24 protein-coding genes and 1 tRNA gene are annotated in these 22,814 nt (G+C 58.9%); 13 read left to right on the top strand and 12 right to left on the bottom strand.

The window, feature by feature from the left end; all coding sequences use genetic code 11:
* The 6 genes from RD1_RS04925 to RD1_RS04900 all read right to left on the bottom strand — a co-directional run bounded on the left by RD1_RS04925 (position 1) and on the right by RD1_RS04900 (position 4,290).
* Positions 1 to 462 (bottom strand): low molecular weight phosphatase family protein, encoded by a 462-nt coding sequence (locus tag RD1_RS04925; protein WP_011567352.1) that lies wholly within the window; start codon positions 460 to 462, stop codon positions 1 to 3.
* The gene (locus RD1_RS04920) at positions 463 to 942 is read right to left on the bottom strand and encodes a UPF0262 family protein (protein ID WP_011567351.1); all 480 of its coding nucleotides are present in this window, start codon (positions 940 to 942) and stop codon (positions 463 to 465) included. It lies immediately after the preceding gene.
* Between the two features lie 69 nt (positions 943 to 1,011).
* The gene (gene hisD / locus RD1_RS04915; protein ID WP_011567350.1) at positions 1,012 to 2,325 is read right to left on the bottom strand and encodes a histidinol dehydrogenase; all 1,314 of its coding nucleotides are present in this window, start codon (positions 2,323 to 2,325) and stop codon (positions 1,012 to 1,014) included.
* Positions 2,326 to 2,370: 45 nt separating this feature from the next.
* The gene (locus tag RD1_RS04910; protein WP_011567349.1) at positions 2,371 to 2,838 is read right to left on the bottom strand and encodes a DUF2948 family protein; all 468 of its coding nucleotides are present in this window, start codon (positions 2,836 to 2,838) and stop codon (positions 2,371 to 2,373) included.
* On the bottom strand, positions 2,838 to 4,106 hold the full coding sequence (murA, locus tag RD1_RS04905) for a UDP-N-acetylglucosamine 1-carboxyvinyltransferase (protein ID WP_011567348.1): 1,269 nt from the start codon (positions 4,104 to 4,106) through the stop codon (positions 2,838 to 2,840). Before murA ends, RD1_RS04910 begins: the two co-directional genes overlap by 1 nt.
* Positions 4,107 to 4,110: 4 nt before the next feature.
* Positions 4,111 to 4,290: a hypothetical protein gene (locus tag RD1_RS04900; protein ID WP_011567347.1), complete on the bottom strand. Its 180-nt coding sequence runs from the start codon at positions 4,288 to 4,290 to the stop codon at positions 4,111 to 4,113.
* Positions 4,291 to 4,376: 86 nt separating this feature from the next.
* On the opposite strand from RD1_RS04900, the gene RD1_RS04895 reads away from it, so the two are divergent.
* Positions 4,377 to 4,451: transfer RNA gene (locus RD1_RS04895), tRNA-Thr, on the top strand.
* Positions 4,452 to 4,797: 346 nt separating this feature from the next.
* On the opposite strand, the gene RD1_RS04890 is transcribed toward RD1_RS04895, so the two are convergent.
* Genes RD1_RS04890 through RD1_RS04875 form a run of 4 tightly spaced genes read right to left on the bottom strand, consistent with a single transcriptional unit; the run spans position 4,798 to position 9,683 of the window.
* On the bottom strand, positions 4,798 to 5,361 hold the full coding sequence (locus tag RD1_RS04890; protein ID WP_011567346.1) for a histidine phosphatase family protein: 564 nt from the start codon (positions 5,359 to 5,361) through the stop codon (positions 4,798 to 4,800).
* Positions 5,362 to 6,438, bottom strand: a complete 1,077-nt coding sequence (locus tag RD1_RS04885; protein ID WP_011567345.1) for an ABC transporter ATP-binding protein — start codon at positions 6,436 to 6,438, stop codon at positions 5,362 to 5,364. It lies immediately after the preceding gene.
* Entirely contained in the window at positions 6,435 to 8,654 is a 2,220-nt protein-coding gene (locus RD1_RS04880; protein WP_011567344.1) for an ABC transporter permease, read from the bottom strand. Before RD1_RS04880 ends, RD1_RS04885 begins: the two co-directional genes overlap by 4 nt.
* 3 nt (positions 8,655 to 8,657) lie before the next feature.
* Positions 8,658 to 9,683 (bottom strand): ABC transporter substrate-binding protein, encoded by a 1,026-nt coding sequence (locus tag RD1_RS04875; RefSeq protein ID WP_011567343.1) that lies wholly within the window; start codon positions 9,681 to 9,683, stop codon positions 8,658 to 8,660.
* 426 nt (positions 9,684 to 10,109) lie between these two features.
* Between RD1_RS04875 and phnD the strand changes: the two genes are divergently transcribed.
* The 12 genes from phnD to recR all read left to right on the top strand — a co-directional run bounded on the left by phnD (position 10,110) and on the right by recR (position 21,385).
* Entirely contained in the window at positions 10,110 to 11,084 is a 975-nt protein-coding gene (gene phnD, locus RD1_RS04870; RefSeq protein WP_011567341.1) for a phosphate/phosphite/phosphonate ABC transporter substrate-binding protein, read from the top strand.
* A gap of 67 nt (positions 11,085 to 11,151) precedes the next feature.
* Entirely contained in the window at positions 11,152 to 11,943 is a 792-nt protein-coding gene (phnC, locus tag RD1_RS04865; RefSeq protein WP_011567340.1) for a phosphonate ABC transporter ATP-binding protein, read from the top strand.
* On the top strand, positions 11,940 to 12,761 hold the full coding sequence (gene phnE, locus RD1_RS04860; protein ID WP_011567339.1) for a phosphonate ABC transporter, permease protein PhnE: 822 nt from the start codon (positions 11,940 to 11,942) through the stop codon (positions 12,759 to 12,761). Before phnC ends, phnE (RD1_RS04860) begins: the two co-directional genes overlap by 4 nt.
* Entirely contained in the window at positions 12,761 to 13,576 is an 816-nt protein-coding gene (gene phnE, locus RD1_RS04855) for a phosphonate ABC transporter, permease protein PhnE (RefSeq protein ID WP_011567338.1), read from the top strand. The genes phnE (RD1_RS04860) and phnE (RD1_RS04855) overlap by 1 nt, the downstream gene beginning before the upstream one ends.
* Positions 13,577 to 13,762: 186 nt before the next feature.
* Positions 13,763 to 14,491, top strand: a complete 729-nt coding sequence (locus tag RD1_RS04850) for a GntR family transcriptional regulator (protein WP_245897192.1) — start codon at positions 13,763 to 13,765, stop codon at positions 14,489 to 14,491.
* A gap of 16 nt (positions 14,492 to 14,507) precedes the next feature.
* Positions 14,508 to 15,485 carry a TRAP transporter substrate-binding protein gene (locus RD1_RS04845; protein WP_011567336.1) on the top strand — a complete coding sequence of 326 codons (978 nt, stop codon included), beginning with the start codon at positions 14,508 to 14,510 and terminating at the stop codon, positions 15,483 to 15,485.
* 68 nt (positions 15,486 to 15,553) lie between these two features.
* Complete coding sequence (locus RD1_RS04840; RefSeq protein ID WP_011567335.1) at positions 15,554 to 16,048, top strand: TRAP transporter small permease; 495 nt, start codon at positions 15,554 to 15,556, stop codon at positions 16,046 to 16,048.
* A 2-nt stretch (positions 16,049 to 16,050) separates the two neighbouring features.
* Positions 16,051 to 17,328, top strand: coding sequence for a TRAP transporter large permease (locus RD1_RS04835; RefSeq protein ID WP_011567334.1), 1,278 nt, complete (start codon positions 16,051 to 16,053; stop codon positions 17,326 to 17,328).
* A 12-nt stretch (positions 17,329 to 17,340) separates the two neighbouring features.
* Positions 17,341 to 18,387, top strand: a complete 1,047-nt coding sequence (locus RD1_RS04830) for an L-idonate 5-dehydrogenase (protein WP_011567333.1) — start codon at positions 17,341 to 17,343, stop codon at positions 18,385 to 18,387.
* Between the two features lie 189 nt (positions 18,388 to 18,576).
* A complete protein-coding gene (locus tag RD1_RS04825; protein WP_011567332.1) occupies positions 18,577 to 20,325 on the top strand; it encodes a DNA polymerase III subunit gamma/tau in 1,749 nt (582 codons plus the stop codon).
* Positions 20,326 to 20,390: 65 nt separating this feature from the next.
* Positions 20,391 to 20,735, top strand: a complete 345-nt coding sequence (locus RD1_RS04820) for a YbaB/EbfC family nucleoid-associated protein (RefSeq protein WP_011567331.1) — start codon at positions 20,391 to 20,393, stop codon at positions 20,733 to 20,735.
* Positions 20,736 to 20,791: 56 nt separating this feature from the next.
* On the top strand, positions 20,792 to 21,385 hold the full coding sequence (gene recR, locus RD1_RS04815; protein ID WP_011567330.1) for a recombination mediator RecR: 594 nt from the start codon (positions 20,792 to 20,794) through the stop codon (positions 21,383 to 21,385).
* Between the two features lie 110 nt (positions 21,386 to 21,495).
* Here the strand turns inward: recR and RD1_RS04810 are convergent, their stop codons facing one another.
* Together RD1_RS04810 and RD1_RS04805 are read right to left on the bottom strand one after the other, a co-directional pair.
* The gene (locus tag RD1_RS04810) at positions 21,496 to 21,837 is read right to left on the bottom strand and encodes a RidA family protein (RefSeq protein ID WP_011567329.1); all 342 of its coding nucleotides are present in this window, start codon (positions 21,835 to 21,837) and stop codon (positions 21,496 to 21,498) included.
* Positions 21,838 to 21,972: 135 nt separating this feature from the next.
* Positions 21,973 to 22,749: a DUF1013 domain-containing protein gene (locus RD1_RS04805; protein WP_011567328.1), complete on the bottom strand. Its 777-nt coding sequence runs from the start codon at positions 22,747 to 22,749 to the stop codon at positions 21,973 to 21,975.
* Positions 22,750 to 22,814 lie beyond the last annotated feature (65 nt).

The following is a 22,814-nucleotide window of genomic DNA, read 5'->3' as shown; positions in this document are numbered from 1 at the left end:
TCAGGTCGGTTCGGTGGGCGGGCCAAACCGTTCGATCAGACGCTCCCTGATCTGATCGCGGGCCTGCCGATACCCGGCCAGCTTGCTTTCGCGCGTCTCACCCAGCCCGGTCGGGTCAAGGATCGGCCAGTATTCCACATCAAGGTGGTAGAACCGCGTCAATTCCAGCGCGCGGCGCTGGCTTGCCGGGCTGAGGGCGATCACCAGATCGAAAGAGCCCAGATCATCGCCCCAGTTTTCCATTTCATCAAAGCTGCGGGAGCGGTGACGCGACAACTCCACATCCAGTTCCTGACAGACCGCGATGGAAAAACCGTCGATCTCAAGATCGTTAGTCACACCCGCGGATTGTACATATATCCCTGTGCCATAGAGCTTTTTCATGATGCCTTCGGCCATCGGAGAGCGCACGGCATTATGATCGCAACAAAACAGAACGGACTGTGGCGCATCCTGTGTCATCTAGCCGCCAAAATGCAGAACGCAGATCAGGGTGAACAGCCGCCGCGCAGTGTCGATGTCGATGTCGGCCTTGCCTTCGAGGCGTTCTTGCAACACGCGGCTGCCTTCATTGTGAATCCCGCGCCGCGCCATGTCGATGGTTTCAATCTGGCTGGGCGGCAGTTTCTTGACCGCGTCAAAATAGCTTTCGCAAATCTGGAAGTAGTCCTTGACGACCTGCCGGAACGGTCCGAGCGAGAGGTGGAATTCAGCCGCTTTTTCCGCGGTTTCGGTGTTCACATCAAAAACCAGTCGTTTGTCACGGATCGCGAGACTTACGTGGTAGGGGCCTTCCGGCACCGGGCGACCCTCACGCGGGGGCAGCACAAAGGTATTGTCCTCCAGCAGGTCGAACATCGCGACTTTGCGCTCTTGTTCGATTTCTGGCGTGGGCGGCGGCAGGCCGCTGTCATCAAGGGTGATATGCGAGATGCGGGACATAGGAATACTTCTTGCCGATGGAACTTAGCCGCGCCTGAGTAGCCCGGAAACCCCGCACGGGGCAACCTTTTAGGGCATCTGCGTATCGTTTAGTTTGCGCAGGCGGGCCGTTACGGAAAGGCCATGCGCCTCAAGGCTTTCCGATTTGGCCAGCGTCTCGGCAGCAGGACCCACCGCGCGCAAGGCCGCCGGGGTCATGCGCGCCAGCGTCGTACGTTTCATGAAATCAAGGACCGACAGCCCCGATGAAAAGCGCGCAGACCGCGCGGTCGGAAGCACGTGGTTCGGCCCGCCGACATAATCGCCAATCGCCTCCGGCGTCCATTGCCCGAGGAAAATCGCCCCGGCATGGGTGATCTGCGCGCTCAGGGCATCGGGATCCGCCACACAGAGTTCAAGGTGTTCCGGGGCAATCCGATCCGACAAGGCCGCCGCCGTCGCCAGATCAGGGACCGTCACAACCGCGCCAAAATCGCGCCAGGATGCACCCGCGATCGCGCGCCGCTCGAGGGTTTCCAACCGCTTTTCTACAGCGGCCGCAACCGCCTGCCCGAAGGCCGCATCGGTCGTGATCAATATGGATTGCGCGCTTTCGTCATGTTCTGCCTGGCTCAGCAGATCAAGCGCGATCCAATCGGGGTCATTCTGCGCATCTGCGATCACCAGTATTTCGGACGGGCCCGCTATCATATCAATGCCGACTTTGCCAAACACACGCCGCTTGGCCGCCGCGACAAAGGCATTGCCCGGACCCGTGATCTTATCCACCGGTGCGATTGTGGCCGTCCCATAGGCAAGCGCCGCTACGGCCTGTGCCCCCCCGATGCGGTAGATTTCATCCACCCCCGACAGACGCGCCGCCGCCAGCACGAGCGGGTTCAGCACGCCATCAGGTGCCGGCACCACCATGGCAAGACGGGAAACCCCCGCGACTTTGGCAGGGATGGCGTTCATCAGAACCGAGGACGGGTAGGACGCAAGACCCCCGGGCACATAAAGCCCCGCCGCCGCCACCGCCGTCCAGCGCCAGCCCAGCATTGCGCCACTGTCATCCACCCATTCCGCATCTTCAGGGCGCTGACGTTCATGATAGACACGGATACGTTGCGCCGCCAGTTCCAGTGCGGCCACCTGATCGGCGGGCGCATCCGCCACCGCCGCGTCCACCTCGTCAGGCGTGATGGCGAGGCTGTCGGGCGTCAGCGTCACCCGATCGAACTTTTTTGTCAGTTCGATCAGGGCCGCGTCGCCGCGCGCACGTACATCTGCGATAATCTGCGCGACGGTGGCGTCCACATCGGGGCTGTCTTCGCGCTTGGCACTCAGCAAGGCGTTGAAACGGTTTTCAAAATCCGGGTCGGCAGCATTCAGGAATACGGGCATGGGCGGTCTATGTCTCGTCTGGGAAAGGGCTGTGTCGGGGATCGGTCATTCAGGATGCGAAGGCGTCGTCCTGGACGGTGCAACATAGGGTTTTGTGACATCTTTCAACGTCGCCTCGATTGCCTCGACCTCAAGACGGATCGCGCCATCGCCCGCCAGCGTGATGACGATGTGACCCGACGGCGCCTCCGAGGCGATGAATTCCATCGTGAGCACCGACAGGATTGTGTCTTTGTCCCTCCGGTCAATCCCGCTGCTGGCGACAGCCGTGACCGTGTCGAACGCCAGTACCGACTGCACGCGCTCAGGTGAGGCTGCGCGCGCCGTGCCCTCTTCCCAGCGGAACCGGTTGAGCAGCAGGGCGAACCGGCGCGCCGCCCTGTCCCACCGCATTTCGGTTGCCGGAAAAACCGCATCCTGCGTCAGGGACGACATGATCTTCAGGTCTTCAACATCCACGGCACCAAGGTTCAACGGCGCTTCACGCCCGTCTTCGAAACGTGCATCGGTCATTATTCCGCGATCCTTTCGATCTGCGCCCCAACAGCGGAGAGCTTGCGCACCACATGCTCATATCCACGGTCGAGATGATAGACGCGGGACACTTTTGTCTCGCCCTCAGCGGCAAGCCCCGCAAGGATCAGGGAAACGGACGCGCGCAAATCAGTGGCCATCACCGGCGCCCCCTTCAGGCGGTCGACCCCCTTGACGGTCGCGGTCCCGCCATGCACCTCGATATCCGCGCCCATGCGAATAAGCTCCGGCGCATGCATGAAGCGGTTCTCGAATATCTTTTCTTCCAGAACAGAGGTCCCTTTGGCGGTGCACAACAGGGCCATCATCTGCGCCTGCAGATCGGTGGGAAACCCCGGAAATGGCTCCGTCGTGACATCGACCGCACGGATATCCCCATTTGCGCGGGCGACGCTCAGCCCGTTCTCGGTTTCGGTCACTGTGACACCCGCCGCATCCAGCTTGTCGCAAAACGCAGCCAGCAGGTTGATGCGCCCCCCCAGCAATTCGACCTGTCCACCGCAGATCGCCGGGGCAAGCATGTAGGTGCCAAGCTCAATCCGGTCGGTCACAACGCGGTGGGTCGTGCCGCCCAGTCGGTCAACGCCCTGCACCGAGATGGTCGAGGTCCCTTCGCCTTCGATTTGTGCCCCCATGGCGCGCAGGCATTCAACAAGGTCCACAATCTCGGGCTCGCGCGCGGCGTTGTTGATGACGGTGGTGCCTTTCGCCAGTGACGCGGCCATCACGATATTCTCAGTCGCGCCCACAGAGGCAAAGGGAAAGTCGATGACAGCGCCTTTGAGCCGTCCGCCCTTGGCCTTGGCCAGCAGATAGCCGTCTTTCAACTCTATCTCGGCACCCATCTGGCTCAAGCCATCCGTGTGAATATCCATGGGGCGCGCGCCGATTGCGCACCCCCCGGGCAGGGACACCTGCGCATGCCCTTCACGCGCCAAAAGCGGGCCAAGCACAAGGTTGGACGCGCGCATCTTGCGCACGATGTCATATTCCGCACGCGTGTTGATCGCCCCGTGACAGGACATGGCCAGCACCTTGCCATCCTGCAGCGAGGTCACTTCCGCCCCCAGCGATTGCAGCAATTGCGTCATGGTGCGGATGTCGGACAGGCGCGGTGCATTGGTCAGCGTCAGGGGCTCTTCGGAGAGCAGTGTTGCGGGCATAAGGGCAAGACAGGCGTTTTTCGCACCAGCGATCGGGATCTGCCCCTTCAGGCTGCCGCCCCCTTTGACCAATATCGAATCCATGCGCTTATGCGTCCTTATCCTGCCCGGAACTGCCCGGCGTTTTGTCTGTTTCCCCATCAGACTGCGCCCGTTCGCGCGACTGAGACTTGCGCCGCGCAAGATTTGCTTTCAGCGCCGCTTTCAGCCGGTCTTCACGGGTGCCATCGCCTGAGCCTGTTTGTTTCGATGGGGTTTTATCTGCCATACCGGCTGTCTATCGCAGGCGCGCGCGCGGGTCCAGATTAGGCTTGCACCAATGTGAGTTTGCGTCTAACCAGCACTCGCATAAACGCTGCAGTAGCTCAGTGGTAGAGCGCGTCATTGGTAATGACGAGGTCGGGAGTTCAATCCTCCCCTGCAGCACCATACTTCTTTTAGCGCCTAATGCACCGCTGAATTCCTGAAATAAAGTCCTAGCTCGGGTGTTTCACACATACTGTTCAGACCGTATCGACATTAGATAGTTCGCCCTTGCTGGCGCGTTATAGCGTTCACGCTTTGAGCGCAGCCAAAGTGCCATGCGAAGAATCTCAATCCCGCAACGCTGCCTGCAATTTAGGATTTCAACGCGTTACGTGATGCTTGATTTTTCGGGTGTTTCGTCATACGCTTTGACCCGTTCTCGATTGATGAATAGCCCAACAAGACAGCCCCTCGGATCACTGCGGGGTGGGCAGCATCCCGCGCGACGGCGCGCACCGGACGTGGCGTATCAGATCGGCTTCCAGTGATGTTGCGGCTGCAGATCAGACAGTTCTGCGGACCAGTAGTGCCCTTGCGAAGGTTGATCATACGCACGGCTGATCGGCAGACCTTTGAAGGCGCAATACAAAAGCGTCCCGACCGCACCATGCGCAACGATGGCAAGATCGCCGGTTCCGTGGTGCGCCGCGATACCGCGCACAGCGTTTTCAATTCGACCCTGAGCGGCGCGCGCGGTTTCCCAGCCACGAAACGACACGTCGGGCTGCGCAAAAAACGAATCCGCGGCGGCTTCGAACTCGGGGGGCGGTAGAAACCCGGTCGCGCTTCGGTCGTTCTCGCCCAGGTGTTCATTCGTCTGAACCGGCACGCCGGCCCGCTGTGCGATGAAGTCGGCGGTCTGCTGTGCCTTGCGCTCTGCGCTTGCCCAGATGTTGGTGACATTTGCGACGACGTCTGAACGGGCGAAACCCGCCGCGCGCCTGCAGCCGGTTTCGCTCAGCGCCCAATCCGTGACCGGGATGGCCGCGTCAACCTTGACTTCGGGGTGCGTGATAAAGATCAGGCGGCTCATTCACGTTCTCTCAGGCAGCAATACAGGACCCTTCGCAGCAAAAGACATGCGCAGCTCAGCCCCTATGTCAAGCGGATCATCCACATCGTCCTGTACGGCGAAAACCTGCCCAAAAGCGCCTTCGAGCGTATATTCCATGCGCACACCCACATAGGTGGCCTTGGCAACGCGCACCGCAACACCGTCGCCATGGCCAACGACGATGCGCGACGGGCGCACGGCCAGCGTTGCCGGACCCTGCGTCATACCGCGCGCGGGCAATTTGTGCTGGTATCCATCAATTTCGATGGTTGCGGTATCGCCTTCGACATTGACGATGGTGCAGTCGATGAGGTTCGCCTCGCCGATGAAATCCGCGACGAAACGGTCATTGGGTGTGTCATAAAGCTGGCGCGGTGTGCCGATCTGGGCGATGGATGCATTGCGCATGACCACGATCTGATCAGAGACGGCGAGCGCCTCTTCCTGATCATGGGTGACGTAGATAACCGTCAGGCCAAGGTCCTGCTGAATCGCGCGGATGTCCTCGCGCACCTGTCGGCGCAGTTTGGCATCAAGGTTCGACAGCGGTTCGTCAAACAGCAGAACCTGCGGTTCCAGCACGAGCGCGCGCGCCACCGCGACCCGCTGCTGTTGCCCGCCAGAGAGTTCCGAGGGTAGCCGGTTGTCAAACCCCTTAAGCCCCACAAGATCGAGACCATGCAGGGCGCGTACACGCGCTTCCTCCTTGCCAAAACCGGAGAATGTCAGCCCGTATTTCACGTTCTCAAGCACCGTCATATGGGGAAACAGGGCGTAGGACTGGAACACCATGGATACATCACGATCCGTCGCGGGCAGTTTCGTGACGTCCCGGTCGCCGATGAGGATACGCCCGGAACTGGCCATCTCAAGCCCTGCAATCATGCGCAATGTCGTCGTCTTGCCACATCCGGACGGGCCAAGCAGTGTCACAAGCGCGCCCGCGTCAACATGCAGGTCGATATTGTCGACCGCGATCACGTCCTTGCCAAAGACTTTGGAGACCCCTTCGAAGCGCACCGGGGCTGCCTTGCTGCCAAGTTGCCTGTCCTTCATGTCGATTTCTCCGCTACCTGTTGGGTTCGCCGCCCGATCTGCACCCGACCCACAAGCAATTGCAGCATGCCAACAGCCGTCAGCATCACAAAGATCAGCGTGGTGGAATAGGCAATCGCAAGGCCATAGTCATTGTTTTCGACCCGCCCGATGATGTAGCTGGTGGCCATGTCATATTCCGCCGAAACGAGGAAAATCACGGCCGAGATCGCCGTCATCGCGCGCACAAAGGAATAGACCAATGCCGCCAGAATGGCCGGGCGCAGCAAGGGCAGGATCACGCGCCGGAACGTCTGCCACGAATTTGCCCCAAGGGTCAGCGAACTTTCGTCCAGTGATTTGTCCAACTGGCTCATCGAGGCGATGCCAGCGCGCACGCCAACGGGCATATTTCGGAAAATGAAGCTGATGACGAGGATAACGCCTGTGCCTGTGATCTCGATCGGCGGGACGTTGAAGGCCAGAATATAGCTGACACCGATCACCGTGCCGGGGATTGCGAACGACAGCATCGTGCCAAATTCAAACGCGTTTTTGCCTGCAAAATTCTGGCGCGTCAGCAGATAGGCCGTGACCAGACCCACCGCCGCGGTGAGCGGTGCGGCAATCGCAGCAATGGTGATCGTCGTCCAGAAACTGTCCCAGGCGGCTCCGGTCCAGCGGATGCCTTCCTCTTCGAAACGGACGGAAAAGGCAGTGATATAGTGTTTGAAGGTCAGCGAATTATTCACGCCCCAAAGCTCGACCACACTGCCGTAGATGATCATGCCGTAAACAACGGCGGTAAAGATGGCCCACCCCAGCGCGATCACCATGACAGGCACGGCCAGCCCGGTCGGCATCAACGGGTGAACCCCTGAATCGCCCTTGCCCGACACGGTGGTGTAGCTTTTCTTGCCCAACCACGCACGCTGTGCGTAAAACGCCGAGAGCGTGAAGAACAACAGAACCATCGCCAGAACGGCCGCACGACCCTGATCGTATTGCGCGCCGACAATGGCAAAGAAAATCTCTGTCGACAGGACATCGAAATTCCCGCCCAGAACCAGCGGGTTGCCGAAATCGGCCATGCTTTCGATAAAGCCGAGCAGGAAGGCATTGGCCAGACCGGGGCGCATCAGCGGCAGGGATACCGTGCGGAACGTCTGCCAGCGGTTCGCCCGCAGCGTTTGCGACGCCTCTTCCATGGAGGGGCTGACGCCTTCCACCACGCCGATCAGCACAAGAAACGCGATCGGCGTGTAAGCCAGCGTTTGCGCGATGATCACGCCCGGCATGCCATAAAGCCACCGGGTCGGTTGTACGCCGAACATCTCGGCAAAAAACACCGTGACGGAACCGGACAGGCCGAACAGAAGGATCAGCGCCAGACCGATCACAAACGGTGGTGTGATGATGGGCAGTACCGTCAGCGCGCGGATCGCGCGTTTGTAGCGAAAGCCCGACCGCGTCACCATCAGCGCAAAGCACAACCCCAGCGCAGTGGTCAGGAACGCGACAGTAATGGCCAGAAACAGGGAATTCCACGCCGCCCCGCATTTTGCCCCGGCAAAACACCCAAGGCTCCAGAGCCGGTCATCGAACAGTTTATCCGCAAAAACCGCGATGGAATATGCACCATCCTCGGTCACGAAGGCCGCGAACAGCATCTTGGCAATCGGGAAGAAGACGAAAACGGCGACGATTGCGATCACGCCACCAATGGCGCTGACCACAAAGACATCGCCATTGATGGCCCCACGCGCCGCAACGCCCTGCGTGAGCAAAAACAGAAAGGCGGAAGCAGTGATCATGCCGCCGTAGCCCATGCCGAACTGACGGTCCCCAAGCTCACCAAAGACGGCCGCAAGCCAGTCAAAGTTAAACCCGCGAATACCGATGCTGAAGCCCTGCGCGATCAACCAGCCAAAGCCAATCGCCCCGGAAAGGATCAGCAGCCGGGCGAACCAAGGGTCTGACTTGGGACGCCGCAGCGCAAAGAGCGGCAGGATAAGCGCGATCAGCAGCGGCGCCAGCCAGAGCTTTTTGCCCTGCGCGATCAGGAACGCAGCCGGGGCGTAATCCTCGTCAAACGGATAGCCATCACGCAGCCACTCGAACGACAGCAGGCCGTCTTCCACCATATACCATGGCAGAAGACAAAACCCGACCCACCCGGCAATGACCCAGAAGGTCAAAACCGGATGTGTGGTCCGTTCGGATGTGGCGTTACGCACGGATTACTGCGCGAGAACAGAGACCTCTTCGTCCCACTTTTGCAGCAGCCGCTTGCGTTCATCGGATGAGCCGTACTTCTTGAAGTCGTAATCAATCAGCTTGATCGTGCTCATGTCAGGCGCGCTTTCGGACGTTTGCGCATTCTTGTTGGATGGCACCTGAAAGGCATCAACCTGCAAGGCAAGGTTCTGCGCCTCAGCGCTCAACGCCCAGTCATAGAACTTCTTGGCTTCTTCGAGGTTGCGGGAGCCATCAATGATCGACATGGACCCGATCTCGTACCCTGTGCCTTCGCAAGGGGCGACAACCTTGATCGGGAAGCCGGAGACGGCCTGCTTGACTGCATCATGCATGAAAACGATACCGATTGTGTTCTCACCACGTCCTGCCGCCTTGATCGGGGCGGAACCGGATTTGGTATATTGGTTCACATTGGCATGAAGTCCCTTCATGAACTCAAAACCCTCATCCTCGCCGAAAATCTGAACCATCGAGGCCAGTGTCGTGTAAGCCGTCCCAGAAGAATTCGGGTTCGCCATCTGCACGTGGCCCTTGTATTCGGGCTTCAGCAAATCCTTCCAGCACGCGGGTTCCGGCAGGTTGTTCGCCGCGATCAGATCGGTGTTGTACCCATAGCCAAGCGCACCGGAATAGATGCCGATGGTCTTGTTATCCGCGCTTTCGGCCTGACTGATCGCCCAGTCGTGTAACTGGTCGCGCATTGGCGAAATATAGGCCATGGTCAGCCCTTCCTCAGCGGCCTGAAGATGCGGATCGCCCGTGCCACCCCACCAGACGTCGCCTTTGGGGTTGGAGGATTCCGCCCGGATCTGCGCAAAGGTTTCCCCCGAAGACTTGCGCGTCATGTTGACGTCAATGCCGGTCTCATCCTCGAAACTGCGCGCCATGAGCTGGCACCATTCTTCCTGCGCGCTGCAATAAAACGTCAGCTTGTCGGCATGCGCCGCACTCAGCGACGCGGACAGCGCAATCATGGAGCCCGCCAGTGTGGTTGTGATTTTTTTCATATCGTTTCCTCCCGGTTTATTCTCGATCTCCGGTTTTTCCGGTTCTGATCTGCCAAGCCTCCGGGTTAAATCCCGCAGCCTTTGCGTCATCTTCACCTCTCCGGCCCGAACTGCAAGCCTTTTGAGGCTGCGCTGCGTTCCTTTTGTCGCCCGCTCGCCCTGCCCCGGCATCCTTCATTTGCTGACATCAGGGTATGCCACTACCTCCGCTGGCCGTCCGCCCGTGGCATCCGGCATAAGCTGAACCGCCGAGCCAAAGAAGTGGCCCTGCGCGGTTTGAAACACAGCGATTCAAACTGTTTTTCCTGAGATCAGGCCAGAATACATCTGACTCGCGCGATTAAAACAAGCCAGCTTTGATATTCACGTTGCAGAACGGCCATCACCGAACGCATAATCGCGCAAAGAAAACCAAGGGAGAGAAAAATGAAATTCAATCTGAAACTGCTGCTTGGCGCCTCTGCTATCTGCATGCTTTCGCTGTCCACAAGCGCTTTTGCACAGGACTGTCCGCGCGGTGATCTTGATTCGCGCTTCTGCGATGTTGATGGGGATCTGATCGCCGATACACCAACCGACCCTGCCGAGCAGATCGACCCGGACACGCTGATCTTTGCCTATACACCTGTCGAGGACCCAGCCGTTTACAAAGAGGCGTGGTCCGATTTCCTGACCCATCTGGAGTCCGAGACCGGCAAGGATGTCGTCTTCTTCCCCGTGCAGAACAACGCCGCCCAAATCGAGGCGATGCGCTCTGGCCGTCTGCACATCGCCGGGTTCAACACAGGGTCGAACCCGCTGGCTGTGAATTGTGCGGGCTTCAGCCCCTTTACGATCATGGCGTCCAAAGACGGCAATTTCGGGTATGAGATGGAAATCATCACCTATCCCGGCTCCGGAATCGAAACGGTTGAAGACATCAGAGGCAAATCCCTTGCCTTTACATCACCCACGTCGAATTCAGGATTCAAGGCACCCTCTGCGATCCTCAAGGGCGATTTCGACATGCTGCCCGAACGTGATTTCGAACCTGTGTTCTCCGGCAAGCACGACAACTCCATCCTCGGTGTGGCCAATAAGGACTACGTCGCCGCCTCCATCGCCAACTCGGTCAAGTCGCGCATGATCAGCCGCGACGTCATCTCCGAAGACGATGTGAAGGTCGTATATAAATCCCAAACCTTCCCGACCACAGGTTTCGGTACGGTCTATAACCTCAAGCCGGAACTGAAAGAGAAGATCCGCAACGCATTCTTCAATTTCGAATGGGAAGGCACCACGCTGCAGGCGGAATTCGAAAAATCGAACGAAGGCCAGTTTCTTGAGATGACCTACAAGGAATTCTGGGACGTGATCCGCAAGATTGATGCCGCCAATGGCGTCAGCTATTCCTGCGAATAAATCCTGATCGGGCGGATCTTTTTCAGGATCCGCCCTGTCCAATCATAAAATCGGGGGGGGCATGGTGATGCTGCGGCTTGAGAAGCTCGTGAAGACATATAAGACCGGCGATCAGGCGCTGAAGGAAGTTGACCTTGAGATACCGCAGGGTCAGGTGCTGGCGTTGATCGGCCCGTCGGGTGCTGGCAAGTCAACCCTCATCCGCTGCGTCAACCGGCTGGTCGAGCCCTCCTCCGGCAAGGTTTATCTGGGCAATGTTGAGTTGACGGGGCTGTCATCCAGCGCCTTGCGGCGCGAACGCCGTCGTATGGGGATGATCTTTCAGGAATATGCGCTTGTTGAACGCCTGACCGTCATGGAAAACGTGCTCTCAGGGCGGCTGGGCTATGTCGGTTTCTGGCGCTCTTTCATGCGCCGGTTTCCGCAAGCGGATGTGGACGAAGCATTTCGCCTGCTTGATCGTGTAGGCCTTGCGCATATGGCTGACAAACGGGCGGATGAGTTATCCGGCGGGCAACGACAGCGTGTCGGCATCTGCCGCGCACTTATTCAAGACCCGGCGCTGCTGCTGGTGGATGAGCCGACCGCCTCGCTTGACCCCAAGACGTCGCGTCAGATCATGCGCCTGATATGCGAGCTGTGCCGTGAGCGCGGGTTGGCCGCGATCATCAACATTCATGACGTGGCACTGGCGCAGATGTTCGTGCAGCGCGTGATCGGCCTGCGCTTTGGCGCGATGGTCTATGACGGCCCGCCCGAGGGGCTGACCCCGGATCGTTTGACCGAAATCTACGGCGAAGAAGACTGGGAAGCCACGATTGAACAGGTCGATGATGACGAAATCGAGGCCGCGGAATGAACGCCTCTGCATCCGAACTTGAAATGCGCCTCGGCAAGCCCTGGAAGAAACCGCCGTTCATTCAGCGTACGTGGCTGCGCTGGACCCTTATTCTGGGGTTTTTCGCCTACCTGATCGCCGCGTTCATGACGATTGAGGTCGACTGGGCGCGCGTCTATGTGGGGCTTGAGCGTGGCAAGCAATTCGTGCTCGCCTTCACCAGTCCCGATTTCACAACCCGGTCCAGCGACATCTATTCGGGGATGCTGGAAAGCATCATCATGACCGTTGCGGCCTCTGTTGTCGGGATCATCATCTCGATCCCGATCGCGCTCGGGGCCGCGCGAAATGTTGCGCCCTTGCCGATCTACCTGATCTGCCGGGGCATCATCGCCATCTCGCGCGCGCTTCAGGAAATCATCGTGGCAATTCTGCTGGTTGCGATCTTTGGCTTCGGCCCGCTCGCCGGTTTCCTGACGCTGAGCTTTGCGACAATCGGCTTTTTGTCAAAGCTGCTGGCCGAAGATATCGAAAGCATGGACAAGGTGCAGGCGGAGGCAATCAGAGCCTCCGGCGCGCGCTGGACACAGTGGATCAATTACGGCGTGCAACCGCAGGTCATGCCGCGCCTCATCGGCCTGTCGATCTACCGTGTCGACATCAATTTCCGCGAAAGCGCTATCCTGGGTCTGGTGGGGGCCGGGGGAATCGGTGCGACGCTCAACACGGCCTTTGACCGCTACGAGTATGACACTGCCGCTGCGATCCTGATCATGATTATCGTGATTGTCATGGCGCTGGAATATATTTCCGGCATTATCCGGGCGAGGGTACAATAATGCCGATCCGCGAGACAGACAGCCAGAAAATCTGGCAAAGACGCACCGGACGCGAAAGCCTCTCGCACTGGGCCATGTGGCTCGTCGGTCTGATGATCTTTGCCTATTGCTGGCAGCAGATTTCACAAGCCACCACGTGGTTCTTCGTCTGGGACGCACCCCGCATTGCCAATGATATCTGGACCCGCGCAACACCGCCCAAATGGGACTACATCGCGCAGTTGGGCGAGCCGATCTGGGACACGCTGAACATTGCGACCCTCGGTACGATCATCGCCCTGTTTCTTGCGGTTCCGATTGCCTTCTTTGCTGCGCGCAACACGACGCCATCGGCACTGTTTGTGCGCCCGATCGCCTTGCTGATCATCGTATCCACACGCTCGATCAACTCGCTGATCTGGGCCTTGCTGCTGATCGCGATTATCGGTCCCGGCGTCTTTGCGGGTGTGATCGCCATTGCGATCCGCTCCATCGGGTTCTGCGCAAAGCTGCTCTATGAAGCCATAGAAGAGATTGACGAAGTTCAGGTCGAAGCGATGACAGCGACGGGTGCGTCCCGCTGGCAGGTCATGGCCTATGGGATCGTGCCGCAAATCATGCCCGCTTTCGCCGGTATCGCGGTATTCCGTTGGGACATCAACATCCGGGAATCAACGGTGCTTGGGCTTGTCGGGGCGGGCGGCATCGGTCTGCAATTGTCCGCATCGCTGAACGTGCTGGCATGGCCGCAGGTCTCGCTCATCCTGCTGGTGATTCTGGCGGCTGTGGTGATCTCCGAATGGGTATCAGCCAAGGTGCGCGGCGCGATCATATAACCCGATCAGGTGTGGCGGCAGTACATGCCGCCCCGCGATCCGGTGTGTTTATGGCCGTTAAACGCCACTGATCCTACAGTATTTTTGACACGATACATCGCGAAACCTTTGCGTATTTCCACATGTCATTCTCACCCATGTTGACATGTATGGAAGTATACAAGTAGCTTTCCCGCAAAGGGAGCGATGATGACGTTGGTGCTGGATGATCTGAGCAAATGGAAGCTTGACCCGCTGGTCGCGGTCAGCCCGCAACTCCGCTTGATCCTGCGCAGCCGCATCATCCGCAATGACCTCAAACCGGCCAGCAGGTTGTCAGAACCGGAGCTTGCAAGGGAATACCACGTCAGCAGGCAACCCGTCCGCGAAGCCTTCATCACCCTCATGAACGAAGGCCTGCTTGAGATCCGACCACAACGCGGCACTTTTGTGAAACTCATCGATTATGATGCGGTCCTGAACGGTCGTTTCGTACGCGAAGCGGTAGAAGCCGACATCGTCAAAAGACTGGCAGACGCGCCGCCGGAGGGGTTGGTTAAAGATCTGCGCATACAGTTGGACGCGCAAAAGGCGGTCGGTGCGCGCGACCCTGCGAAATTCATCGAACTGGACGAAAAGTTCCACCACACCCTTGCGGATGCCGCCGGTGTTGGCAAAGCCTGGAGTATTCTGGACGCCATCAAGACACAGATGGACCGGGTGCGGTTTCTGACCTTCGAAGAGTTTCCGGTCGCCAAGCTGATTGATCAGCACAGCGCGATTGTCGATGCGATCCAACAGCAAGACGTGGCAGGGGCCGAGGCCGCGATGCGCACACATCTGATGGAAATTCTAAGCTCGCTCCCAAAGGTGCAGGCCCTTTACCCCGCGTATTTCGACGGGCCTGCACAAACAATATCCGATCCCAAGCCTTAACACTGGAGGAAACATCATGAGGCTCTTTACAAAAATCAAAGGACTGGCTGCGGTGACCTGCGTTGCAGCGCTCGCGTCTTCAGCCGCATTTGCGCAGGAGATGACCCTGAAACTGGGGCATCTGGCAAATGAGCAAAACGCATGGCACCTCGCAGCGGTCAAATTCGGCGAGGAACTCTCCACGCTGACCGACGGTCGCATTGCCGTCGAGGTTTTCCCGAACGAATCCCTCGGCAAGGAAATCGACCTGATCAACGGCATGCAACTTGGCACGGTGGACATGACGATCACCGGCGAAAGCCTGCAAAACTGGGCCCCGATGGCGGCGTTGCTGGCCGTACCCTATGCCTACAAATCCCTTGAGCATATGGACGAAGTCGCCTCTGGCGAAATCGGTGAACAGATCAAACAGCAGATCATCGAAAAGGCCCAAGTGCGCCCGATTGCGTTCTTTGCCCGTGGGCCGCGCAATCTGACGTCGCAACGCCCGATCACATCACCTGCAGACCTTGATGGCATGAAAATGCGCGTCCCGAACGTGCCGCTTTTCGTGGACGTCTGGAGCGCTCTGGGCGCATCGCCAACACCGATGGCATTCTCCGAGGTCTTTACCTCCCTGCAAAACGGCGTGATCGACGGTCAGGAAAACCCGCTTGCCCTGATCCGCTCGGCCAACTTCAATGAAGTCCAGGGCTATGTGAACCAGACCGAACATGTCCGGTCCTGGATTTACCTGACAATCGCGGAATCCACCTGGGCCAAACTGTCCGAGGACGATCAGAACGCCGTCATGCAGGCCGCAGCAACAGCGCAGGAATATGAGCGTGGTCTGCTGCTGGAAAGCCTCGCCGAAGATCGCGGCTATCTCGAAAGCAAGGGCATGACCTTCGTCGAGGTGGATGGCGCGGCGTTTCAGGCCGCTGCCAAGGACGCGGTTCTTGCCAACGTAAGCGAAGAAATCCGCCCCATCGTGGAATCGCTGTTCTCTGAATAAAACGCCCGCGAGAGCCGTCGGTCATCGACCCGGCGGCTCTTGCACCTATTTTAATGAAAGTCTGACGGATGCAGCGGATAGAACGGATCATCGTGGGTTTGGCCAGCGTCGGTGTCGGGCTGTCCTTTTTCGTTCTCATCTGTGCCGTCCTGACACAGGTTCTGGGGCGCACATTCGGATCATCCCCCGTCTGGACCGAAGAGCTGACGCGCTACGCGATGCTGTATACCGTGACCTTCGGGGCCGGACTGTCCCTGCGCTCCGGTGATCTGGTGAATGTAGACGTCGTCTGCGAAGCGCTCCCGGGCAAGGGGCCATGGCTGTTGCGACTGTTGTCTGCGAGCGCAACGCTCATCCTCTGCGTAATCCTGATCCCTGCGGCATGGAAATATGTGTCCATCGGGGCCTTTCAAACCTCGCCCGCCTTGGGCGTGCGCATGGATTACATCCATTTTTCAGTTCTCGCATTGCTCGCCTGCCTTGCGGTTTTTGCCCTGCTGAGGATCGTTTCGATGCTCTTTTTTGCCGGCACGGGTGAGCCGGTCAAACGTATGGATAGCTGACCATGGGCCTCACTGTTCTTATTGCCGTTTTCGTCATCGGTCTTGTCGTGGGCATCCCCGTGGCCATCACTCTCGGCCTGAGCTCCCTCTGCTATCTGCTGGTCACGGGTATTCCTGTGGTCGTCATGCCACAGAAAATGTATGCGGGCATGGATGTTTTCGTTTTGCTCAGCATCCCCGGCTTTATTCTCGCAGGCAACCTGATGAACCGGGGCGGTATCACGGAACGGATCATCCGCTTTGCCAATGCGCTGGTCGGTTGGATCAGGGGGGGCCTTGGCCTCACGAACGTGGGCGCGTCGATGCTGTTCGGGGGCATCACCGGCACGGCGGTGGCCGATGCGGCATCCATCGGCGGCGTCATGATACCGGGCATGAAAAAGGCCGGATACCCCGCCGATTTTTCTGCCGCCATCACCGCCGCCTCCTCCACCGTCGGGCCGATCATTCCGCCAAGCGTGCCGATGATCATCGTCGGGGCCTTGTCCGGTATCTCTGTCGGAAAGATGTTCCTGGCCGGAGCGATACCGGGCATTCTGCTGGGTATGGCGATGATGATCACCACCTATGTGATTGCGCGCCGCCGGAATTTTCCCAAACAGGAATGGCAGGGCGTGGGCGAAATCGGGCGGTCCTTTGCGGGCGCGTTCTGGGCGCTCGCGATGACCGCTTTGATCCTTTACGGTCTGCTCAGCGGCGTGGCGACACCGACGGAAACGGCAATCATCGCAAGTGTCTATGCCATGTTCATCGGGCTTGTCGTCTACCGCGAACTTCCGTTCCGTGAAATACCCAGGATCATTGTCGACAGCGCTGTTGCCGCATCGGGGATTCTGGTTCTGGTCGGGTTTGCGAATGTGTTCGGCTGGATCCTCGTCTCCGAGCGTATTCCACAGGCGATCGCCGCCGCTGTGTTGTCGTTCACGGAAAACAAATTCATCATCATCCTGATCATCAACGTCCTGCTGCTGATTGTCGGCATGTTCATGGAAACGATTGCGGCTCTGATCATCCTCTTTGTCCCGCTTCTGACGCTTGCGACCTCCGTGGGGATTGACCCGCTGCATTTTGCGACCTTCGCGGTGCTGAACCTGATGATCGGCCTGACCACCCCGCCCCTTGGCGTGTGCCTGTTTGTCTGCGCGGGGATCGCGCGATTGCCCTTGACCCCCGTTATCATCGCGATCCTGCCGTTTATCGCGACAAACATCATCGTTCTGTTGATGGTGTCCTACTTCCCCCCGCTGGCGACCTGGTTGCCCTCTGTCCTTATACCGTAAAAGGAGGTTTTCGTGACCACCACAATTTGCAGACTTCACAGCAAAGGTGACTTGCGCGTTGAGGAGATCGCTTCACCGCCTCTGGAAGCGGGCGACGTCGCGGTCGAAATTGCGCGCGGTGGCATCTGCGGATCAGACCTGCACTATTTCCAGCATGGTGGCTTTGGCCCGGTGCGCGTGAAAGAACCCATCATTCTGGGCCACGAAATCGCGGGCGTCGTGAAATCGGTCGCACCGGGCGTCACCGCTGTGGAACCGGGCGACAAAGTCGCGGTGAACCCCAGCCAGCCCTGCAATGATTGCCATTTCTGCACCCGCGAGGAATACCAGCATTGCCTGAACATGCGGTTTCTGGGCTCGGCCAGAACCTTTCCCCACGTGCAGGGGGGATTTCGCAGCATTCTGCCGGTGCAAGCATCCCAATGCGTCAAAGTGAGCGCACACACCGATATCGCACATGCCGCCTGCGCCGAGCCGCTGGCGGTTTGTCTGCATGCTGCAAATCAGGCGGGCGATCTGGCGGGCAAACGCGTTCTGGTCACCGGGGCCGGGCCGATTGGCGCGTTATGTGTTGCTGTGGCCAAGGCACGGGGTGCATCGAATATCGTGGTGACGGATCTTGTTGATTTCACCCTGTCCAACGCGAGCAAAATGGGGGCAACGCACTGCATCAATATCGCGACATCAGCCGACCTGATGGACGCCTTCAGGTCGCCCGAACAACAATTCGATGTTGTGTTCGAATGCTCCGGTGCGGAGGCCGCGATTGCTATGGCGATTGAATTTGTCCGCCCGCGCGGCACATTGGTTCAGGTCGGCGTCGCGGGGAGCCTGAATATCCCCATCAACGCCATTGTCGGAAAAGAAGTTTCGCTGAAGGGCACGCACCGTTTCCACCCTGAATTTGCCGATGCGGTCCGGATGATCGACGAAGGGGTGATCGACGTCGCCCCCATGATCACGCAGGTCTTTCCGGTGGAACAGGCACATGAGGCATTTGCGACCACGCTGGATCGCAACAAATCAATCAAGGTGCAGCTGTCGTTCCAGAGCGTCTGACGAAATACCTGAAGTATCAAGTATCACGTTGAAATCTTTGATTTCAGGCAGCGCCACGTGAACGAGGTTTGCCACGCAGCGAATTGGCGGGGTCCCTGCGGCACTTCTTTGCCAAGTGCCGTTGTTCTTGGACGCGCTGCGCCTTAGTCTGCCAATCGTCGCTCCGATTCCGTTCCAGCAAGGCTTTTCATGTCCGAAACACCGCACGCCCCCTATCAGGTTCTGGCGCGTAAATACCGCCCAGAGACCTTTGCCGACCTTGTTGGGCAGGACGCGATGGTTCAGACGCTGAAAAACGCGTTTGAAGCGGACCGCATCGCGCAGGCTTTCATCATGACCGGCATCCGCGGCACCGGTAAGACAACGACCGCCCGGATCATTGCCAAGGGCATGAACTGCATCGGCCCGGACGGCACGGGCAGGCCTACGACCGACCCCTGCGGGACCTGTGAACATTGCACCGCCATCATGGAAGGCCGCCACGTCGATGTGATGGAAATGGACGCGGCGTCCAATACCGGGGTCGCGAACATCCGGGAAATCATCGATTCCGTCCACTACCGTGCTGCATCGGCCCGCTACAAAGTCTATATCATCGACGAAGTGCACATGCTGTCCACCGGCGCATTCAACGCGCTGCTCAAAACGCTGGAAGAGCCGCCGGAACATGTGAAATTCATCTTTGCCACCACGGAAATCCGCAAGGTGCCTGTGACCGTGCTGTCGCGTTGCCAGCGGTTTGACCTGCGCCGCATCGAACCCGAGGTCATGATTGATCTGATGCGCAAAATTGCGACTGCCGAAGGGGCCGAAATCGCGCAGGACGCCATGGCTCTGATCGCGCGCGCGGCTGAAGGCTCCGCGCGGGATGCGACCTCGCTGCTGGATCAGGCCATCAGCCACGGCGCGGGAGAGACAACAGCCGCGCAGGTGCGCGCCATGCTTGGACTGGCCGATCGCGGGCGGGTGCTGGACCTGTTTGACATGATCCTGCGCGGGGATACTGCGGGCGCGCTCACCGAACTGTCGGCACAATATGCCGAAGGGGCCGACCCGATGGCCGTGCTGCGCGATCTGGCGGAGATCACCCATTGGGTGTCGGTGGTCAAGATCACCCCCGAAGCCGCCGAAGACCCCACCGTATCGCCCGACGAACGCAGCCGCGGCCTTGAGATGGCGGGAGCCTTGCCCATGCGCGTGTTGACGCGGCTGTGGCAGATGCTGCTGAAAGCCCTGGACGAAGTGGCAAGTGCCCCCAACGCAATGATGGCCGCCGAGATGGCGATCATCCGGCTAACCCATGTGGCGGATTTGCCCACGCCCGGCGAGTTGGTCCGCCAGCTCAAGGCGGACAACCCTCCGGCCCCCGCGCGCGGCAACACCGCCACGCAAAGCCCGGCACCGCAGGGCACAAACGCAACCGCCCATGCCACGGCAAGACCCGCGCCCCCGTCCGGTTCCGGCACGGTGGCGGCCCTTGCCGAGCAGCCGAATGAAGCCCTCGCGCGGTTTGTGAGCTTTGATCATGTGGTCGAACTGATCCGCGCCAACCGGGACGTAAAGCTCTTGGTTGAGGTCGAAGGCTGCGTGCGGCTGGCGCAATACCAACCCGGCCGGATCGAATTTGCACCGACAGAAAACGCGCCCGCCGATCTGGCGCAACGGCTTGGGCAGCGGCTGCAACTCTGGACCGGCAATCGCTGGGCCGTCACAATTGTGAATGATGCATCCGCGCCGACGATTGCCGAAAAGCGAGACGCCGCCGAACTTGATCTGCAAAGCAAAGCGCTCGAACACCCTTTGATGCAAGCGGTTCTGACGCAGTTTCCCAAGGCCCGCATCACCTCCATCAAAACCCCAGAGCAGATCGCGGCAGCCGCCGTTGCGAATGCCCTGCCGGAGGTCGAAGACGAGTGGGACCCCTTCGAGGACAGTTGAGCCCCTTGCGAGGGCGCCTCAAAACACGCATATCAAACGTAACGGATCACATAAGGACACAGCAGATGCTCAAAGGACTAGGTTCACTCGGCGATATGGCCGGCATGATGAAAAAAGCGCAGGAAATGCAGGCCAAGATGGCGCAGATGCAGGAAGACATGCAAAATGTGATCGTCGAAGGTGTTTCCGGCGCGGGTCTGGTCAAAGCCACCTGCACCGCCAAGGGCGAGTTGAAAGGTCTGGACATTGACCCGTCGATCTTCAACAGCGACGATAAGGAAGTCGTCGAAGACCTGATCCTTGCCGCGATCAAGGATGCGCAAACCAAGGCCGCCGAAAAGGCGCAGGAAGAAATGGCGAAGCTGACCGAAGGCATGGGCTTGCCAGCGGATATGAAGCTGCCGTTCTGAGCCCCCCTTCGCCGCAGACAACCGCCCGCGCGGCCCCCGCAAAACAGGCATGATGTGTGAGCAGCACAAAGGATATTGACGCGTTAATCGACCTGATGGCCAAGCTGCCCGGGCTTGGGCCAAGGTCTGCGCGCCGTACCGTGCTGCACCTCATCCGGAAACGCAGCCTGCTGCTCATCCCGCTGGCAGACACGCTGCAAACGGTCGCCGAGACGGCCCGCGAATGTCTGAACTGCGGCAATGTCGGCACGACGGATGTATGTGACATTTGCACCTGTGAAAAACGCGCCAATGGGGAACTCTGCGTGGTCGAGGATGTTGCCGACCTCTGGGCGATGGAGCGGTCCGGGATTTTCAAAGGGCGCTATCACGTTTTGGGCGGCACACTGTCCGCGCTGGACGCGGTCGGCCCGCAGGAATTGCGCATTCCCCGTCTGCTGGACCGTGTTCCCAGCGAAGGGATCACCGAGGTGATCCTCGCCCTGAACGCAACGATCGACGGCCAGACGACCGCCCATTACATCGCCGACAACCTCGAAGGTCAGGTCCGCCTCACGTCATTGGCGCAAGGCGTTCCGATCGGTGGGGAGTTGGATTACCTTGACGACGGCACGATCACCGCAGCGATGCGCGCGCGGAAATCCTTTTAGAGCGTCTGACGAAATACCACAAACATCAGGTATCACGTAACGCGTTGAAACCCTTGATTTCAGGCATCGCTCACGTGCTTCAGGTTTTTCGCATGACGCTTTAAATTAAGTCAGCCGTAGGCCGCATCGACGATGATTTCCACCTTCAACTCAGGACGCGCAAGCTTGGCCTCACCACAAGCGCGGGCCGGGGCGTGCCCTTCGGGAACCCATGCGTTCCACACTTCGTTCAGCCCGGCAAAATCACTCATATCCGCCAGCCAGATCGTCGCCCGCAGCATTTTCTCGCGCGATGAACCCGCCTTGATCAAAAGTGCATCCAGACGTCGCAAACACTCTGCGGTTTGCTCCTGAATTGTATCGCCCTCACCGACTTGACCGGTGATATAAGCAACACCTTGATGTTTCACGATTTTCGATGATCTGATGCCGGTTTCAATACGTTCAATCATGGTATGTCCTTTTTGATAAGATAGGGAAGGCCTGACCGCTTTGGTGCTGGAACACAAGCCATCGGCCCGGCCCCGAAACAAAAACCCCGGCGACAATGCACCGGGGATTGAATAAATCAGACAAGCCGCATGGGTTCAGCGTTTGTCCGCCGCTTCATCTTCGTCTTCATCGTCATGCGTGCCGTCGGGCAGGTTAAAGAAGCTATCCGCATCGGAGAAATCACCCGCTGACTCTTCTTCGTCATCCTTCGCGCTGTCACCTGACAGTGTAAACGTCTCCAGCCCTTCGATGGCGGTCGGGATCTTGGGCTCTGCCTCCATGCCGAGGCTTTGTTCCGTGCTGACCAATTTGCGGCGTTCGTCATCGCTCATCACCGGCGCATCGGCGGCCTTTTTGGCGGCAGCTTTCTGCACGGCCATGTCCAGTTCGGATTGCTTGCACAGCCCCAGTGCCACCGGGTCAATCGGTTGAATGTTGCTGATGTTCCAATGCGTGCGTTCGCGAATGGCCTGAATGGTCGGTTTGGTTGTCCCGATCAGCTTGCTGATCTGACCGTCTGTCAGTTCGGGGTGGAATTTGACCAGCCACAGAATGGATGCCGGACGGTCCTGACGTTTGGACAGCGGTGTATAACGTGGACCACGGCGCTTTTCCTCGCCCTGTGCTGCGGCATTGAATTTGAGCTTGAGCTTGTGCAGCGGGTTGTTTTGCGCCGTGTCGATTTCATCCTGCGTCAGCTGGTTGTTGGCAATCGGGTCAAAACCCTTGACGCCCTGCGCCACATCGCCATCCGCGATCCCCTGCACCTCAAGTTCGTGCATTCCGACAAAATCGGCAATCTGCTTGAAGCTGAGGGTCGTGTTATCCACCAGCCAGACAGCGGTGGCTTTGGCCATAATCGGTTTTGCCATTGTGGTGCTCCTATCAATACGCATTCCCCACGCCGACCCAATCGCCTTGAAGGGCGGTTCCGAAG

The organism is Roseobacter denitrificans OCh 114, assembly GCF_000014045.1.
Classification (GTDB): domain Bacteria; phylum Pseudomonadota; class Alphaproteobacteria; order Rhodobacterales; family Rhodobacteraceae; genus Roseobacter; species Roseobacter denitrificans.
The sequence above is the reverse complement of the archived record's forward strand: the minus strand, read 5'-3'. Positions and strand labels throughout refer to the sequence as shown.

Excerpts from the sequence above, each read along its gene's own strand:
- RD1_RS04885 (WP_011567345.1), bottom strand. The coding sequence starts at position 6,438 with ATGAAGGACAGGCAACTTGGCAGCAAGGCAGCCCCGGTGCGCTTCGAA.
- phnE (WP_011567338.1), top strand. The coding sequence starts at position 12,761 with ATGCCGATCCGCGAGACAGACAGCCAGAAAATCTGGCAAAGACGCACC.
- RD1_RS04835 (WP_011567334.1), top strand. The coding sequence starts at position 16,051 with ATGGGCCTCACTGTTCTTATTGCCGTTTTCGTCATCGGTCTTGTCGTG.
- RD1_RS04805 (WP_011567328.1), bottom strand. The coding sequence starts at position 22,749 with ATGGCAAAACCGATTATGGCCAAAGCCACCGCTGTCTGGCTGGTGGAT.
- phnD (WP_011567341.1), top strand. The coding sequence starts at position 10,110 with ATGAAATTCAATCTGAAACTGCTGCTTGGCGCCTCTGCTATCTGCATG.
- RD1_RS04840 (WP_011567335.1), top strand. The coding sequence starts at position 15,554 with ATGCAGCGGATAGAACGGATCATCGTGGGTTTGGCCAGCGTCGGTGTC.
- RD1_RS04875 (WP_011567343.1), bottom strand. The coding sequence starts at position 9,683 with ATGAAAAAAATCACAACCACACTGGCGGGCTCCATGATTGCGCTGTCC.
- RD1_RS04850 (WP_245897192.1), top strand. The coding sequence starts at position 13,763 with ATGATGACGTTGGTGCTGGATGATCTGAGCAAATGGAAGCTTGACCCG.
- phnE (WP_011567339.1), top strand. The coding sequence starts at position 11,940 with ATGAACGCCTCTGCATCCGAACTTGAAATGCGCCTCGGCAAGCCCTGG.
- phnC (WP_011567340.1), top strand. The coding sequence starts at position 11,152 with ATGCTGCGGCTTGAGAAGCTCGTGAAGACATATAAGACCGGCGATCAG.
- RD1_RS04920 (WP_011567351.1), bottom strand. The coding sequence starts at position 942 with ATGTCCCGCATCTCGCATATCACCCTTGATGACAGCGGCCTGCCGCCG.
- RD1_RS04925 (WP_011567352.1), bottom strand. The coding sequence starts at position 462 with ATGACACAGGATGCGCCACAGTCCGTTCTGTTTTGTTGCGATCATAAT.
- RD1_RS04825 (WP_011567332.1), top strand. The coding sequence starts at position 18,577 with ATGTCCGAAACACCGCACGCCCCCTATCAGGTTCTGGCGCGTAAATAC.
- murA (WP_011567348.1), bottom strand. The coding sequence starts at position 4,106 with ATGGATTCGATATTGGTCAAAGGGGGCGGCAGCCTGAAGGGGCAGATC.
- RD1_RS04810 (WP_011567329.1), bottom strand. The coding sequence starts at position 21,837 with ATGATTGAACGTATTGAAACCGGCATCAGATCATCGAAAATCGTGAAA.
- RD1_RS04890 (WP_011567346.1), bottom strand. The coding sequence starts at position 5,361 with ATGAGCCGCCTGATCTTTATCACGCACCCCGAAGTCAAGGTTGACGCG.
- RD1_RS04845 (WP_011567336.1), top strand. The coding sequence starts at position 14,508 with ATGAGGCTCTTTACAAAAATCAAAGGACTGGCTGCGGTGACCTGCGTT.
- RD1_RS04820 (WP_011567331.1), top strand. The coding sequence starts at position 20,391 with ATGCTCAAAGGACTAGGTTCACTCGGCGATATGGCCGGCATGATGAAA.
- hisD (WP_011567350.1), bottom strand. The coding sequence starts at position 2,325 with ATGCCCGTATTCCTGAATGCTGCCGACCCGGATTTTGAAAACCGTTTC.
- RD1_RS04910 (WP_011567349.1), bottom strand. The coding sequence starts at position 2,838 with ATGACCGATGCACGTTTCGAAGACGGGCGTGAAGCGCCGTTGAACCTT.
- RD1_RS04900 (WP_011567347.1), bottom strand. The coding sequence starts at position 4,290 with ATGGCAGATAAAACCCCATCGAAACAAACAGGCTCAGGCGATGGCACC.